General features: G+C 72.0%; 15 protein-coding genes. 5 read left to right on the top strand and 10 right to left on the bottom strand.

The genetic code is table 11. From position 1 onward, the window contains the following. Both ACFQSB_RS36465 and ACFQSB_RS36460 read right to left on the bottom strand, forming a co-directional pair. Positions 1 to 969 (bottom strand): GlxA family transcriptional regulator, encoded by a 969-nt coding sequence (locus ACFQSB_RS36465; protein WP_380831594.1) that lies wholly within the window; start codon positions 967 to 969, stop codon positions 1 to 3. A gap of 192 nt (positions 970 to 1,161) precedes the next feature. After that, positions 1,162 to 1,773: a TetR/AcrR family transcriptional regulator gene (locus ACFQSB_RS36460; protein ID WP_380831592.1), complete on the bottom strand. Its 612-nt coding sequence runs from the start codon at positions 1,771 to 1,773 to the stop codon at positions 1,162 to 1,164. 194 nt (positions 1,774 to 1,967) lie between these two features. On the opposite strand from ACFQSB_RS36460, the gene ACFQSB_RS36455 reads away from it, so the two are divergent. Next, on the top strand, positions 1,968 to 2,720 hold the full coding sequence (locus ACFQSB_RS36455; protein ID WP_380831590.1) for an SDR family NAD(P)-dependent oxidoreductase: 753 nt from the start codon (positions 1,968 to 1,970) through the stop codon (positions 2,718 to 2,720). A gap of 162 nt (positions 2,721 to 2,882) precedes the next feature. On the opposite strand, the gene ACFQSB_RS36450 is transcribed toward ACFQSB_RS36455, so the two are convergent. Then, positions 2,883 to 3,647 carry an SDR family NAD(P)-dependent oxidoreductase gene (locus ACFQSB_RS36450; RefSeq protein WP_380831588.1) on the bottom strand — a complete coding sequence of 255 codons (765 nt, stop codon included), beginning with the start codon at positions 3,645 to 3,647 and terminating at the stop codon, positions 2,883 to 2,885. A 96-nt stretch (positions 3,648 to 3,743) separates the two neighbouring features. Here ACFQSB_RS36450 and ACFQSB_RS36445 point away from each other — a divergent pair, with 96 nt between their 5' ends. Next, positions 3,744 to 4,340, top strand: a complete 597-nt coding sequence (locus ACFQSB_RS36445) for a TetR/AcrR family transcriptional regulator (protein ID WP_380831586.1) — start codon at positions 3,744 to 3,746, stop codon at positions 4,338 to 4,340. Positions 4,341 to 4,375: 35 nt separating this feature from the next. Here the strand turns inward: ACFQSB_RS36445 and ACFQSB_RS36440 are convergent, their stop codons facing one another. Next, the gene (locus ACFQSB_RS36440; protein WP_380831585.1) at positions 4,376 to 5,269 is read right to left on the bottom strand and encodes a helix-turn-helix transcriptional regulator; all 894 of its coding nucleotides are present in this window, start codon (positions 5,267 to 5,269) and stop codon (positions 4,376 to 4,378) included. 447 nt (positions 5,270 to 5,716) lie between these two features. Between ACFQSB_RS36440 and ACFQSB_RS36435 the strand changes: the two genes are divergently transcribed. Then, entirely contained in the window at positions 5,717 to 5,959 is a 243-nt protein-coding gene (locus tag ACFQSB_RS36435; protein ID WP_380831583.1) for a hypothetical protein, read from the top strand. Positions 5,960 to 6,222: 263 nt separating this feature from the next. On the opposite strand, the gene ACFQSB_RS36430 is transcribed toward ACFQSB_RS36435, so the two are convergent. The 3 genes from ACFQSB_RS36430 to ACFQSB_RS36420 form a co-directional block, all read right to left on the bottom strand. After that, positions 6,223 to 6,966, bottom strand: a complete 744-nt coding sequence (locus tag ACFQSB_RS36430) for an SAM-dependent methyltransferase (protein WP_380831581.1) — start codon at positions 6,964 to 6,966, stop codon at positions 6,223 to 6,225. Positions 6,967 to 7,179: 213 nt separating this feature from the next. Then, positions 7,180 to 7,482 carry a hypothetical protein gene (locus ACFQSB_RS36425; protein WP_380831580.1) on the bottom strand — a complete coding sequence of 101 codons (303 nt, stop codon included), beginning with the start codon at positions 7,480 to 7,482 and terminating at the stop codon, positions 7,180 to 7,182. Positions 7,483 to 7,642: 160 nt separating this feature from the next. After that, complete coding sequence (locus tag ACFQSB_RS36420) at positions 7,643 to 8,635, bottom strand: NAD(P)-dependent alcohol dehydrogenase (protein ID WP_380831578.1); 993 nt, start codon at positions 8,633 to 8,635, stop codon at positions 7,643 to 7,645. A 157-nt stretch (positions 8,636 to 8,792) separates the two neighbouring features. Between ACFQSB_RS36420 and ACFQSB_RS36415 the strand changes: the two genes are divergently transcribed. Continuing rightward, positions 8,793 to 9,602 carry a DUF2306 domain-containing protein gene (locus ACFQSB_RS36415; protein ID WP_380831576.1) on the top strand — a complete coding sequence of 270 codons (810 nt, stop codon included), beginning with the start codon at positions 8,793 to 8,795 and terminating at the stop codon, positions 9,600 to 9,602. Here ACFQSB_RS36415 and ACFQSB_RS36410 read toward each other — a convergent pair. From ACFQSB_RS36410 to ACFQSB_RS36400, 3 genes are all read right to left on the bottom strand, one after another. Beyond that, positions 9,565 to 10,254, bottom strand: a complete 690-nt coding sequence (locus ACFQSB_RS36410) for a response regulator transcription factor (protein WP_380831575.1) — start codon at positions 10,252 to 10,254, stop codon at positions 9,565 to 9,567. The genes ACFQSB_RS36415 and ACFQSB_RS36410 overlap by 38 nt on opposite strands. After that, positions 10,251 to 11,390: a sensor histidine kinase gene (locus tag ACFQSB_RS36405; RefSeq protein WP_380831573.1), complete on the bottom strand. Its 1,140-nt coding sequence runs from the start codon at positions 11,388 to 11,390 to the stop codon at positions 10,251 to 10,253. Before ACFQSB_RS36405 ends, ACFQSB_RS36410 begins: the two co-directional genes overlap by 4 nt. Positions 11,391 to 11,495: 105 nt before the next feature. Continuing rightward, on the bottom strand, positions 11,496 to 11,858 hold the full coding sequence (locus tag ACFQSB_RS36400; RefSeq protein ID WP_380831571.1) for a DUF1304 domain-containing protein: 363 nt from the start codon (positions 11,856 to 11,858) through the stop codon (positions 11,496 to 11,498). 333 nt (positions 11,859 to 12,191) lie between these two features. Between ACFQSB_RS36400 and ACFQSB_RS36395 the strand changes: the two genes are divergently transcribed. Beyond that, positions 12,192 to 14,198, top strand: a complete 2,007-nt coding sequence (locus ACFQSB_RS36395; protein WP_380831570.1) for a glycosyl hydrolase family 28-related protein — start codon at positions 12,192 to 12,194, stop codon at positions 14,196 to 14,198. Positions 14,199 to 14,222: the final 24 nt, after the last annotated feature.

Below are 14,222 nucleotides of genomic sequence, written 5' to 3'. Positions count from 1 at the left end.
TCAGCTCTCCTTGTGGCGGAATCTGCGCCGGTACTCGCCAGGCGAGATCTTGAGGTGGCGGTGGAAGACGCGGTAGAGGGTCTCGGAGGTGCCCAGCCCGACCCTGGCGGCGATGCGGTCGAGCGGTTCATCGGTGATTTCGAGCAGTCGCCTGGCCGCCGCCGTTCTGGCCTGCTCGACGTACCGCGCGGGTGACAGGCCGACCTCGGCCCGGAACACGCGGGAGAAATGGCGGACGCTCGTGTTCACCCGTCCTGCCAGGACCTCGAGCGGCAGGTCGGCGTTGAGGTTCTCCTCGATCCAACCCTGGAGGTCGCGCAGGGGCTCCCGCTTGGGCGTCCGCGCGCTCAGCGGCGTGCTGAACTGGCTCTGCCCGCCCGGCCGCTGCAGGTACACCACCAGCCAGCGCGAGATCTCCCTGGCCAGCTCGTGCCCATGGTCGTGGGCGACGAGCGCGAGCGCGAGATCGATGCCCGAGGTGACCCCCGCCGAGGTCCACACGTTCCCGTCGCGTACGTAGATGCGGTCGGCGTCCACCCGCACGTCCGGATGCTCGCGTGCCAGCAGGTCTCCCACCGCCCAGTGGGTGGTCGCCCGCCGCCCTTTCAGCAGGCCGGCCTCGGCAAGCAGCAGCGTGCCCGAGCAGATGGACCCCACGCGAGCGGACCGCGCGGCGAGCCGCCGGATCTGGGGGACCAGCGCCGCCGTCCCGGCGATCGCCATGCGGCCGGGGAGACCGCCGACGACCAGCAGCGTGTCGATGGGGCCGGACACCTCGCGCAGCGGCGGATCAGCGGTCACCGTGACGCCGGACAAGGAGCGCACGGCTCCCGCGCGGGCGGCGGTGACCTCCACCCGATAGTCGGCGTCCGGATCGAGCAGGCCGGCCGCGGAGAAGACGTCGGCCGGCCCGGCGAGATCGAGCAGTTGGAAGTCGTCGAACAGCACGATCACCACGCGATGGGCCATGTCGCCATGTTCGTCCACCCGTAAGGATGGCCACAAGGACACATACCTTGCAGATCCGGCCATGGCGGGATGCGCTCATCCATGAGCACCTGGCTCGCCGCGTCCACGGTGGCGCCCTGAAGTGGTGCTCCGAGGGCCGGGGCTCCGCCTCGGCGCCTCCGGTGCGCCGTGGGATGGCTTCGACGCGTCGACTCAGTTGGCGGGGGCCGTCGTCTTGTGGGTGGGGAGCAGGGACAGGGCGGTTTCGGCGATCCGCGGGAGGGAGGCGGGGGAGCCGCCGGCCTTGCCGAGGGCTTCGATGCCGCGCAGGACGGCGAGCAGGAGGGCCGCGAGCCGGGCCGGGTCGGCGTCCGGGCTGATCTCGCCGGCCCGCTGCGCCGCCGCGACGCAGGCGGTGAGCATTTCCTCGATGGCGTCGAAGGTGCGGCGGGCGATCGCCGTGATCTGCGGATCGTGTTCGGACAGCTCCGCGGTGCCCTTGGCCAGCAGACAGCCGCGCAGGCAGGTGTCGGCGGCGGTCTCGTCGGCGATGGCCATGATCTGGGCCCGAAGTCGCGCGAAGGCGCCCTCGTCCGGGCCGTCGAGTTCGCGCCGCAGGACCTCGATCAACCCGGTGCAGTAGTCGTCGAAGACGCGCTGGAACAGTTTGCGCTTGTCGCCGAAGGCGCCGTAGAAGCTTCCCTTGCCGAGGCCGGTGGCGGTGAGGATGTCCTCCACGCTGGTCGCCGCGTACCCGGCCGACCAGAACCGGTCTCTGGCGATGCGCAGCACCTGGTTCTCGTCGAAGCTCCGAGGTCTCGCCATGCTCCGCAGCCTATCGGTTCTTGACGGTATCGTCCAGAACAGGCTACGTTGTGGACGGTTCCGTCAAGAACTCGGCGCCCGGCCGGCCTCGCAGGTCGATCGGGCCTGATCCGACGCCGGTCGCGTCGGACGGCGCCCCGACCGCGGTCTGTGCGGTGCGAATCACCACCATCACGCCTTCGAAAGGACATGACATGCTTCCCATGGACGGAAAGACGGCTCTGGTCACCGGAGCCTCCAGCGGTATCGGCAGGGCGATCGCCCGGCGGTTCGCCGACGACGGCGCCCGCGTCTACCTGACCGGCCGGCGTGAGGAAGAACTGCGGGACGCGGCGGCGGAGATGGGTCCCGGCGCCGTCGCCGTGCCGTGTGACGTCTCCCAGGCCGCCGACCTCGACCGTGTCATGGACGTCGTCCGCGGTGACGGCCGGCGGCTGGACGTGGTGGTCGCCAACGCCGGCCTCGGCTCCCTGGCGGGCCTGACGGAGGTCACCGAGGAGGACTTCGACCACGTTTTCGGCGTGAACACCAAGGGCACCCTGCTGACCGTGCAGAAGTCGCTGCCGTTGCTGGCGGAGACCGCGTCGGTGATCCTGCTCGGCTCGACCACCATCCATCAGGGCGTCGAGGGCATGGGCCTGTACGCGGCGTCGAAGGCCGCCATCCGCAGCCTGGGCCGCACCTTCGCCGCCGAACTGGCGCCCCGGGGCGTACGGGTCAACGTCATCACGCCCGGCCCCGTCGTCACTCCCGCCCTCGTCGGGCTGGCGAAGGAGGCGGGAGTCAGCACGGAGGAGTTCCACGCAGGGCTCGCGGCGCAGACGCCGCTCAAGCGGCTGGGCCGCCCCGAGGAGATCGCCGCGCTGGCCGCCTTCCTCGCCGGACCGGAGAGCTCGTTCGTCACCGGCGCCGAGTACGCCGCCGACGGCGGCCAGATCCAGGTCTGAGCCCGCTCGCCCGCACGTTCATGACGGGTAGGGGACGGCGGCGCGGGCCGAGTGAAGGGCGCGCGCCCACCAGGCCGGTTGATCGAGCAACGTCGTGGCGTACCCGGGGGCCGCGGGGTCGAGCGGACGACCGTCCAGCCAGGCCGCGAAGTACTGGGGGTCTCACCAGGTCTGGTCCGCCGCGCGGACGAGCATCTCGTTGACGGCGACGCGCCTGTCGCGGGTGACCATGTAGGACACGGCGTCGGCGATGTCCTGCGGGCTCAGCTTCTCCATGCCCCCGAGCTGCCGGGCGACCGCTTCGCGTACGCCGTCGCGCAGGTGGGTGGCCAGTTCGGTGTCGACGGTGCCGGGCTCCACCACGCCGACGCGCACCCGCTTCGGCTGCAACTCCTGCCGCAGCGATTCGGAGAACGCGGTCACGCCGAACTTGGTCAGGCTGTAGACCGCGGTTCCCGCGCGGGCGACCCGGCCCGCCGTGGAGCTGATCGTGACCAGGTCGGCGACCTGGCGAGGGGAGTCCTGCGCGGCGTCGATCAGATGCGGGAGCGCGGTGCGCGTCACGTGCAGCAGGCCCTCGACGTTGACCGCGAGCATCCGGTCCCACTCCTGCGCGGGCGCCTCCGCGACGGGGCCGGTGAGCATGACGCCCGCGTTGTTGACCACCGTGTCGAGCCGGCCGAGTTCGGCGACGACGCGCTCGACCGCCGCCTCCGCCTGCCGCCGGTCGGTGATGTCCGACTCCAGGACGAGCGTCGTCGTGCCGTCGGCCCGCAGTTCGTCCGCGAGCGCGCGGAGCCGGTCGCCGCGTCGCGCCAGCACGGCGACCGAGGCGCCGCCGGCGGCCAGGGTGCGAGCCGTCGCGGCGCCGATTCCGCTGCTCGCGCCGGTGACGAGGGCGACCGTGCCCTTCAGTGGTGCCGTCATGGTCCGTCCTTCGGTAGGGTCTTAAGCGGAGCACCGTCCGTATAGCGCCCTCACCATATGCGGAGCGTGCTCCGCTTGCAAGCGTGGGAGGGGTCGGTGACGGAGAAGACGGCCAGGCGCATGCGCGCCGACGCGCAGGTCAACCAGGACCGGGTACTGGCGGCCGCCACCCGGGCGTTCGCCCGCGACGGCGCGGACGCCTCGCTCAGGGAGATCGCGAAGGACGCGGGCGTGGGCATCGGCACGCTCTACCGGCGCTTCGCCACCCGCGAGGACCTGGTCTGGGCCGTCTACCGCGGTGAGGTGGACCGCATCTGCGACACCGTGCCCGACCTGCTCGCACGGCACCCACCTGTCACGGCGTTGCGTGCCTGGATGGAGGCATTCCTCGGCTTCCTCGCCGAGAAGCGCGGCATGGCGGACGCGCTCAAGGCCGCGCTCGGCACCGACGAGGACCAGCGGCTGGAGACCCGCGGCCTGATCACCTGCGCGCTCGCGAACCTGCTCGCGGCCGGTGTCGCCGCCGGGCGCCTCCGGCCGGACGTCGCCGCGCTGGACGTGATGATGGCACTCGGCGGGATCTCCCTCATCGCCGGCGAGCCGGAGCGGCACGACCAGGCCGCCCGCCTGCTCGACCTCCTCATGGCCGGTCTGCGGCCCGGTTCGGAAGGGGACGGGAAGCAGGTCCGCTGAACCGGCACGGCATGGCTCCCGCCGCGAACGAGGCGTTACCGGGCCGGTTCCGCGGGTTCCTCGGAGAGCGCGGCGTACGGGTCACGGTCCTCGCCGGCCGCTGTGATCACTTTCAGGAGGCGTAATCGCTCCTCATGCCCGGCTTCGGGGGTGAAGACGATCAGCAGCGGTCCGGGCGGGGGCTGCAGCGGGTAGGCGTCCCATTCGACGGCGATGTCCCCGACGCGCGGGTTCGGGAAGGTCTTGGCGCCGTGGACGCCCTCCCTGACGTCGTGCCGTTCCCACAGCCGGCGGAAGTCAGGGCTGCTGACGCTCAGTTCGGTCACGACCTCGACCGCCCGCGGGTGATCGGGGTCGGCGGAGACGGCGGCGCGCAGTATGCCGATGTAGTCCAACGCCATGGCCTCCCATTCCGGGCATCCGAGCTGGAGATGCTCATGGAACAGGGAGAGGAGCACGTTGCGCCGGTCCGGTGGGAACGCGCGGGGATCGCCCAGCAGCGCCGCGGCCAGGTCGTTCCACGCGAGCATGTCCAGGTGCCGGGTGGCGACGAACGCCGGCAGGTCTATCGCCGCCAGCAGCAGCCTGGTGTTCCTCGGCACCCGGTCCGCCGCACGGCGGGCCGGCGGCCGGGGCCTGCGCGCGAGCTGCGCCAGCCTCATCAGGTGACGTCGGTCCACCTCGTCCAGATCGAGCGCGTCGGCGATCGAGTTCAGCACCGCGTCGGAGGGGCGCGCGCTCCTGCCCTGTTCCAGGCGCTGGTAGTAGTCGGTGCTCAGCCCGGCCAGAGCCGCGACCTCTTCCCGGCGGAGTCCTTCGACCTTCCGTCTCGGACCGGGCTCCAGCCCGAGGTCCTGCGGGGTCGTCCTCTCGCGCCGCGAGCGCAGGAACATGCCGAGCTCCCTGGCCGCTGACCGCTCGTCGCCCATGCTTGAAGTTTGCATTACCGTCGCGTCGCGATGGGGGGCTTCGTCGCGATCAAGATGCCGGAACGTTCACCGTCCGATGCCCCGCCCCTGGCGGACGCGGTGATGAACCCGTGGAACACCTCGGCTCGGGTATGCGCGGCCGGCCCCCGCCATCTCTGCAAGTTTCACAGGCATGCCCGCCGCGCACCGTCCCCGGCCACCCCGCCGGCCGCCGGCTCAGGGACGCGGTCAGGAGCCATCGGCATCGCTCACCTGAGGATTCCCCGAACCACCGCAGGAGCCTTCCGCCGCGCATAGCGCAGGATCGCGGCCTGTCGGTGGCCCTGCCAAACCGTGGTTCACAAGATCCAGGGAGCCCTCCAAGGCGGGCCCTACAGTCGGCGGTACGAGATCAACTCGCCGTGGGCCCCGGACCGCGTCCAACACCCGATCGATGGGAGTCGAGTTGTGAACCTGAGAACACGCGTCACCGTCGTCGTGGCCGCAGCCGCCGCAGGCGCCGGCCTGCTCTCCGCCCCGGCGCACGCGGCCACGCTGATCAGCACCTTCGCCAACTCCGAGGCCGGCGGGATCTTCTGCCACGCGGTGGAGAACTACTTCGAGCAGAAGAAGGCCCAGGAGGAAGGGCACTCCGGCGACTGGTACTACTGCGAGCAGACGCCCACCAACTGGAACCTCTACGAACGCTGAGTCCTCCCGGTACCTTCCGGCGGATCGGTGGTGACGTCGACACGGCAGCGGCGTCGGCCGTCTCTCAGGCCCTGATCCGGCGGCGAGGCCGACCCGCCAGGCCGCGGGCCGTGTCCCCGCAGGGGACGCGGTCCGGGCGTACCACGTCGCTCCTCCCTCGCGGTGCCGGCCTGGTCCGGGTCGCGGCCGGCCTCGGGCGGGGCGCGAAGCCGTCCGGCGCGCCGGCGTGAGCGGTCGCCGGCCGGAGGCCGCCCAGCGGACGGTCAGCCTGTTCGCTGGAGGAGAAGGGTGACGAAGCCGAGGATTCCGCGGTAGCCGTGCAGCCACATGTCGCGGTGCTCCAGAGCGGTCGCGCGAACCGCTTCGGCGTCCGGGCCGGGGTTCTCGTTGGCCCAGCGCAGCAGCGTCCCCGTCCAGGACCACTCGTAGTCATCCCATTCGGACAGATCACTGGTGTAGCCGTAGACGGTGTCGAAACCGGCGGCCTCGGCGGCGGCGACGGTACCTGGCAGGTCCAGCCACTCCGACGGCTCGGCGCCCAGCCGGGTGAGCGCCTCGGACGTCGGCTCCCGCTCCCAGAACGCCTCGCCGACCAGCGCCAGGCCGTTCGGCCTCAGGTAGCGCCGCACGTGGCCGACGGTGGGCTTGAGCCCGCCGAACGCGTGCGTCGCTCCCACGCAGATCACCAGGTCGTACCGCTCGGCCACGGGGAAGTCGGCGGCCGGCCGCTCGTGGAGCCGGATGCGCTCCCAGACGCCCTGCATCTCCGCGTGCCCCTCGGCCGCCTTGATCGCGTCGGCGGAGATGTCGACGCCGTCGGCGGTCGCGTCCTCGTAGAGCGCCAGCGCCCGCAGCGTCCAGGCCGCCTCCCCGCAGCCGAGATCGAGGATCCGCGCCCCCTCGGGCAGCCGGGCCCGGCGCAGCAGCCGGGTCACGTGGGCGCCCGAGACCGGCGCGGCGATGGGATGGTCCCGATGGGCGAGACGGCTGATCATCTGGCGTTCCATGGGACCAATCTGTCCTATCCCCCGCACGCCGCACCAGCCGTATCCCGCACCATCGCGACCGCCGGGCGCGAGTCGCCCGGCTCACCGGCCTTGCGTGGAGGAGGAAGGTGATCGGTGAGGCTCGCCGGCCACCTCGTCTCTTGTGACGTTCGAGGGTCACCCCGTCTCCCGGGAGACCGGGCGGTCACACCGGCGTCCCGCGAGGCTCGGCGGTCACTCCAGAGTCGGAGGGGTGTCTTCGCCGGTCAGGTGGGAGGACTGCTGGGCGAAGGCGATCACGAGGTACCTGCCGTTGGCGTAGCTGACCACGGGGCGCTGGAGCATCTCGCCCACTCTGCGGGCGACCGCCTGGAACAGCTCCACCATCTCCTCGGTGTCGGCGCTCACCCTGAACCGTCCGTGCGCGAGGAGCTGTTCGGCGACGTAGGGGGCGAAGTTCGCCTCGCCGCGAGCTCTTTCGTCCGCGTCGAGAGGCGTGCGCCGGACCGCGGGCCGCGTGCCGAGGGGATGGGCCATCGCTGATCTCCTTCTGGTCGCCGTCGCTCCAGCATGCCAGAGCGGAACGGACATGACCGCCCGTTCCCGGACGGTCTGCCGCCGCTCGCCGGCCGTGACGAGCTCCCGGTTCTCCGCCGATCGTGCTCCTCGGTACCGGCGTAACAGCGGCGTCGCGGAGTCAGGCGCCGACGGTGACGACGATCTTGCCGGTGGCGTGGCCTTCCTCGGCGTAGGCGATGGCGTCGGGGATCTGCTCGAACGGGTAGCGGCGGTCGATGACCGGGGTGAGGCTTCCGGCCTCGATGAGCTCGGTCAGGGTCAGAAGCCTGCTGCGGATGTCCGGGCACCCGACGACGTCGGCCAGGACGACGCGCTGGGGGACGAACGGGCCGAGGGCCAGCGTCGCGAACGCGTGGCCGGCCGGTTGCAGCCATCGGCCCGCCGGCCCGCCGACGACGACGTGGGTCCCCCCGGGCGCCAGCACCCGGCGGCAGGCCGGCGCCGAGCGGCCTCCCGCGTTGTCGAGCAGCAGGTCGTAGCGCTGCCCGCTCCGCGTGAAGTCCTGCCGGGTGTAGTCGATCACCTCCTGCGCGCCGATCGAGCGGACCAGATCGGCGTTGCGCGGGCCGCAGACGCCGGTGACCTTCGCGCCGAACGCCCGGGCGAGCTGCACCGCGAAGGTGCCGACGCCTCCGGAGGCGCCGTTGACGAGCACCTTGTGCCCGGACTCGATCCGTCCGGCGTCGCGCAGGCCGAGCAGGGCGGTGCAGGCGGCCATCGGCACCGCCGCCGCCTGCTCGAAGGACAGGCCGTGCGGCTTGGGCGCCAGCTCGTCCTCCCGGACGCACACGTACTCGGCGAAGCCGCCCCGCTTGGGCATCCCGTACACCTCGTCGCCGGGGCGGAACTTCGTCACGTTCGCGCCGACCGCTTCGACCTGCCCCGCGATGTCGGCGCCCAGGATGTCGATCTTCGGGCCGCGTGGTCCGAGGGTGCCGCCCATCAGGCGCGCGACGTACGGCCGGCCTCTCATGTGGTGCCAGTCGTAGGGCTGGACCGAGGTGGCGCGCACCCGGACCAGCACTTCGCCGTCGCCGGGCACGGGCCTGTCCACATCGGTGAGGCGCAGGTCGCCGGGGGAGCCGTACGAGCGCAGGACGAAGGCCTTCATCACATTCTCCTCATCCACGAAGGGGCAGGATCAATGTAAGAAGCGCGATCAGCGGGCTCATCAGCCGAAAGTACGCCCGTTCGATGGACGAACGGCCGGGAGGAGTCGGACCGGTCCGCCGATGAGCCGCCACGGCTCCCACCGGCACCATCGGCTCATGACCCACGAGAGTCCGACGGTGCGCCCCCCGTTCCCGCAGTCGCCGCCGAGCCGCAGGCCGGTGGCCGGCCGGAGCGGCCCGGCGACCTCCGCCAACGCCACCGCCTCCGCCTCCGCCAATGCCTCCGCCTCCGCCTCCCGCCCGAGGGCGCGGTGGCTCCTCCCCGTCTCGCTGCTCCTGCTCAGCGCGGTTCCGGTGATCGCCGGCGCCGTCCGCATGACCGAGCTGACCGGCGGCGCGGCGGTCACACCGCAGAACGCGCGCTTCTTCGCGGCGCCCGTGCCGGTCATGCTGCACATCGTCGGCGTCACCCTGTACAGCGTCCTCGGCGCCTTCCAGTTCGCTCCCGGATTCCGGCGGCGGCGGCCGCGGTGGCATCGCGCCGCCGGGCGGCTGCTGGTCGTCTGCGGGCTGGTCGCGGCGGCCTCCGGCCTGTGGATGACCCTGTTCTACCCGCGGCCCGAGGGGGACGGCGATCTGCTGGCCGTCTTCCGCGTCGTGTTCGGGACGGCCATGCTCGGCTCCATCGTCCTGGGGTTCGCCGCGATCCGGCGGCGCGACTTCGCCGGGCACCGCGCCTGGATGATCCGCGGCTACGCGATCGGCATGGGCGCGGGAACGCAGGCCGTGACCCAGCTGCCCTACATCCTGGTCGCCGGCATGCCGGCGGAGCTTCCGCGGGCGCTGCTGCTGGGCGCCGCCTGGGTGCTCAACCTCGCCGTGGCCGAATGGGTGATCCGCGCAAGGCCGTCCGGGCTCCGGCGGAGGTCTAGCGCCGTCCTCGCGGACCGTCCCGCCGGCCGGTGAAGGGCACGCGGTTGGTCTCATAGGCCCACATGGCGATCTCGACGCGGTTCCGGGCGCCGAGCTTGGCCATCAGGCTGGCGATGTGGGACTTGACGGTGCTGAGCGAGATGTGGAGCTGGTCGGCGATCTCGGTGTTGGTCCGTCCGCTCGCCACGGTGACCAGGATCTGCTCCTCCCGGTCGGTGAGCGTCTCGATGGGCCGCACCGGCGGTGAGGCCGGCCCGGTGCGGGCGAAGGTCTCAAGCAGCCGCGCGGTGATGCTCGGCGCGATGAGCGCGTCCCCGGCGGCCGCGGCGTGGACGGCCTGCGCGAGCAGCTCCGCCCCGGCGTTCTTCAGCAGGAAGCCCCGGGCGCCGGCCCGCAGAGCGGCGTAGACGTACTCGTCGAGGTCGAACGTGGTGATGACGACGACGGCGAGGGGGTCCTGGACGCCAGGGCCGGCGAGCAGGCGCGTCGCCTCGATGCCGTCGAGGCCGGGCATGCGGATGTCGAACAGGCACACGTCGGGGCGCAGACGCCGCGCGAGCTCGACGGCCCGCCGCCCGTCGGCGGCCTGGCCGGCGACCTCGATGCCTGGCTGGGCGTCCAGGATCATCGCGAGCCCGGTGCGGACGATCTCCTGGTCGTCGGCGACGAGCACCCGGACGGTCACGCCGCCGACCCCTTGCGCGGCAGCGCGGCCTCCACCGTCCAGCCGCCCTCGGGATCGGGGCCGGCCACGCAGGCGCCGCCGAGCAGGTCGGCGCGCTCGATCATGCCGATGAGCCCGTACCCGGGCGAGCCGGAGGGGCGTATCAGGCCGGTGTCCCCGTCATCGTGCACGCGCAGGCGGACCGTCGTGTCGTCGGCGGTGACGCGGACCTGCACGTGGGTGGCGTTACGCGCGTGCCGCAGGGCGTTGGTGACCGACTCCTGGGCGAGACGGTAGATCGCGGCTCCCACCGACGGGGGGACGTCGTCGAGGTCGCCCGCCATCTCGACGTCGACGGACGGGCCGTCGCCGCCCGGGTCCGCGAGCTCGTGGAGGTCGGTGACGCGCCGGCCGGGGGCCAGGTCGGCGGGCCGGTCACGGCGCAGGACGCGCACCATGGCGCGCATCTCGTCGAGGGCGCGCGCCGCCTCGGCCTCGATCACCCGCAGCGCCTCGGTCGCGGCGCCCGGGCGGGAGGCCGACGTGGCCAGGCCCGCCTGCGCGCGGATCGCCATCGCCGAGACGTGATGGGCGACGGTGTCGTGCAGGTCGCGGGCCAGTTGCTCGCGTTCGAGAAGTTTGACCTGGTCCAGCTCGCGCATCCTCGCCGTGGTCCGGTAGCGGAACGTGCCGCCCAGGGCGGTGGCCGCGCACATGACGGCGAGCGCGCCCACCGCGTCGCCCGACGCCATGCGGTGGGTCGCGAGCGCGATGGCGATCGATGCCAGCATGACCAGCGTCCCGATCACGGCCTCGCGGCCGGAGCCCCACCGGAACAGCGCGTACACCACGCACAGCAGGTAGGCCAGGGTGTAGGTCTCCGGGGCCTCGCCGCCGGTGAACAGCGGGGCCACGTTCGTGGTGCCGAACACAATGATGATCATCAGGAGTGGCCGGGTGCGGCGCCACAGCAGCGTGGGCACCAGCCCCAGGGTGACGGCCGTCGAGACGGTCCGCCACGGCAGGTCGGGCCGTACGACTCCTTCGAGCACCGCGAGCGGCACGAGCACGCCCACCAGCGCCCAGTCACGCCACACCCGTCGCGGCGGATCCGGGGCGCGGGGTTCGTCCCACACCGAGCGAAGGAGGGCGCGCACGAAGTCATCGTACGAGAGCCGGTGCCGCTGGGGACCGGCCCGGAGCAGGAGAACCTGCGCACCTTTCCCCGACGCCCCGCCGTGCGCGGCCGGCGGCCTGGCGGCTCAGTGGGCGAGCAGCACCAGGACCAGGCCGGCCAGCGCGGGAACGGTCTGCACGAACAGGATCCTCCGGCTCGCGGTGGCCGCGCCGTAGGCTCCGGCCACGGCGACGCAGACCAGGAAGAACACCCTGGCCTGGAAGCCGGCAGGGTCGGCGGCGACCAGGCCCCAGATCAGCCCCGCGGCGAGGAAGCCGTTGTAGAGGCCCTGGTTGGCGGCCAGCGCCCTGCTGCGCTCGGCGAACTCGCGGTCCATGCCGAACGCCTTCAGCGCGCGGGGAGTCGTCCAGAGGAACATCTCCAGCACGAGGATGTAGACGTGCAGCAGCGCCACCGCCGCCACCACGATGTCCGCGAACACCTTCATCTGATCTCCTCCTGCGTCCGTCCGGCTTGGCGACTTCTCAGCTCGTCCGGCCCCGTGAATTGAAGCACAGGGCCGGAGGCGGGGCCTTGGCTTGCGGCAACGCTCGCAAGAAAGCGTTAGATTTCTGCAGCGAGACGGCAGGATTACGAAAGTAATTCACAGGGCCTTGTGGCGTAAGGGGTTGGGGACCTACTGTCACCTCACCCTCAGGGGCGCTCGTTGGAGCGTTCTGAAGGGCGCTCACCCCCCGAGAGAAACGAGCATGCGATGGTGCGCAGCATCACCGGATCCGTGACGAGGTCGTCCGGCGGGCCACCGCGAAGGGCCGAGAGGATGGTCGCGGCGGCGACCGCGGCCGGGGTCGCCCTCAGCGTCGCGCTCGGCGGCGGCGCAGCCCTCGCCGACACGCGCGCCACGGCCGTCCCGGCCCCCGCCGTGACCCGTGCCGCGCTCGACCCCGCGCTCGTCGCGGGCCGCGGCGCCGATGTCCGGTTCGCCGAGCAGGAGGCCGAGAACGCCGCGACGAACGGCACGCTCATCGGCCCCGACCGCACCGCCTACACGCTGCCCGCCGAGGCGTCCGGCCGTAAGGCGGTCAGGCTGGCCCCCGGACGGTACGTCGAGTTCACGCTGCCGGCCGCCGCCAACGCCGTCACCGTGCGCTACAGCATTCCCGACGCGCCGGCGGGCGGCGGCGTCACCGCGCCGCTGGACGTCACGGTGAACGGCGGGGCCAAGAAGACCATGACGCTCACCTCGCAGTACTCCTGGCTCTACAACCAGTACCCCTTCAGCAACGATCCCGGCGCCGACCTGCTGCACCCCGACTGGTGGATCACCGAGTGCGGCTGCGTGCCCGCCGCCACCACGCCCGCGCCCGCCATCGCCAAGCCGTTCCGCCCGAGCCACTTCTACGACGAGCAGCGGCTCCTGCTGGGCAGGACCTACAAGGCGGGCGACAAGGTGCGGCTCACCGCCCCCGCCGGCGGCGCCGCCGCGTGGACGGTGATCGACCTGCTGGACTCCGAGCTGGTCGGGGCGCCGCACGTCCGGCTCGTCGCGGCGAACGTGCTCGCCTTCGGCGCCGACCCGCTCGGCCGCCGCGACTCCGCGGGCGCGTTCGACAAGGCGATCGCCTTCGCCAGGCGCAACCACCTCAAGGTCTACATCCCGCCGGGCACCTACCAGGTGAACCGCCACATCGTCGTCGACGAGGTGACGATCGAGGGCGCCGGGAGCTGGTACACGATCATCAGGGGCCACGAGGTCGCCCTGAGCACGCCGGCCCCGGACGGGTCGGTGCACACCGGCGTCGGGTTCTACGGCAAGGACGCCTTGGCCGGCGGCAGCAGGAACGTCCACCTGTCCGGCTTCGCCATCGAGGGGGACGTGCGCGAGCGCGTCGACACCGACCAGGTGAACGGCGTCGGCGGCGCGCTGAGCGACTCCACCGTCGAGGGCCTGTACATCCGGCACACCAAGGTCGGCATGTGGTTCGACGGGCCGATGAAGAACCTGCGGATCACGGGCAACGTCATCGTCGACCAGATCGCCGACGGGCTGAACTTCCACACCGGCGTCACCGACTCGCTCGCCGCGCACAACTTCGTCCGCAACTCCGGGGACGACGCCCTGGCCATGTGGTCGGAGAAGACCGCGAACGCCCGCAACACCTTCGACCACAACACCGTGCAGACCCCGGTGCTGGCCAACGGCATCGCCGTCTACGGCGGGACCGACACCACGATCTCCGGCAACCTGGTCGCCGACCCGATCAGGGAGGGCAGCGCCATCCAGGTGGGGTCGCGGTTCGGCGCCGAGCCGTTCACCGGGCACCTGAAGGTCACCGACAACACCACGGTCAGGGCCGGCACCTACGAGCTCAACTGGAACATCGGCCTGGGCGCCATCTGGTTCTACGCCCTGGAGAGGAGCATCGACGCCGACATCCAGGTGACCGGGGACCACTTCCTCGACAACACCTACAACGCGATCATGCTGGTGAGCGAGTGGTCGGTGAAGGACCTGTACTCCATCGACGACGTGCGCTTCAAGGACATCAGGGTGGACGGCACCGGCACCTCGGTGATCAGCGCCCGCGTGAAGGGCTCGGCGTCGTTCGAGAACGTGGACGCGCGCAACGTCGGCGCGGTCGGCGTCAACAACTGCGGCTCGTTCGGGTTCCCCGCCACCGGCTCGGAGTTCTCGCTGACCGACCTCGGCGGCAACGACGGCGGCGGCACCACCGGCCCCTGGCTGGCCCCCTGGGAGCTGCCCAACACCATCACCTGCGACGACCGTCCCCCGGTCGTGGCCCCACCGGCCCCTTCCCCCTGGTGACCTGGGCCGGCGGCGCGGGCGCCT

The organism is Sphaerisporangium rhizosphaerae (assembly GCF_042665155.1).
Classification (GTDB): domain Bacteria; phylum Actinomycetota; class Actinomycetes; order Streptosporangiales; family Streptosporangiaceae; genus Sphaerisporangium; species Sphaerisporangium rhizosphaerae.
Note: the sequence above shows the minus strand (reverse complement) of the source record. Positions and strands in the feature narration are given on the sequence as shown.

Bases quoted from the DNA above. Each gene is read 5' to 3' on its own strand.
- ACFQSB_RS36465 (WP_380831594.1), bottom strand. From the start codon at position 969: ATGGCCCATCGCGTGGTGATCGTGCTGTTCGACGACTTCCAACTGCTC.
- ACFQSB_RS36460 (WP_380831592.1), bottom strand. From the start codon at position 1,773: ATGGCGAGACCTCGGAGCTTCGACGAGAACCAGGTGCTGCGCATCGCC.
- ACFQSB_RS36455 (WP_380831590.1), top strand. From the start codon at position 1,968: ATGCTTCCCATGGACGGAAAGACGGCTCTGGTCACCGGAGCCTCCAGC.
- ACFQSB_RS36450 (WP_380831588.1), bottom strand. From the start codon at position 3,647: ATGACGGCACCACTGAAGGGCACGGTCGCCCTCGTCACCGGCGCGAGC.
- ACFQSB_RS36440 (WP_380831585.1), bottom strand. From the start codon at position 5,269: ATGGGCGACGAGCGGTCAGCGGCCAGGGAGCTCGGCATGTTCCTGCGC.
- ACFQSB_RS36430 (WP_380831581.1), bottom strand. From the start codon at position 6,966: ATGGAACGCCAGATGATCAGCCGTCTCGCCCATCGGGACCATCCCATC.
- ACFQSB_RS36425 (WP_380831580.1), bottom strand. From the start codon at position 7,482: ATGGCCCATCCCCTCGGCACGCGGCCCGCGGTCCGGCGCACGCCTCTC.
- ACFQSB_RS36420 (WP_380831578.1), bottom strand. From the start codon at position 8,635: ATGAAGGCCTTCGTCCTGCGCTCGTACGGCTCCCCCGGCGACCTGCGC.
- ACFQSB_RS36415 (WP_380831576.1), top strand. From the start codon at position 8,793: ATGACCCACGAGAGTCCGACGGTGCGCCCCCCGTTCCCGCAGTCGCCG.
- ACFQSB_RS36400 (WP_380831571.1), bottom strand. From the start codon at position 11,858: ATGAAGGTGTTCGCGGACATCGTGGTGGCGGCGGTGGCGCTGCTGCAC.
- ACFQSB_RS36395 (WP_380831570.1), top strand. From the start codon at position 12,192: ATGGTCGCGGCGGCGACCGCGGCCGGGGTCGCCCTCAGCGTCGCGCTC.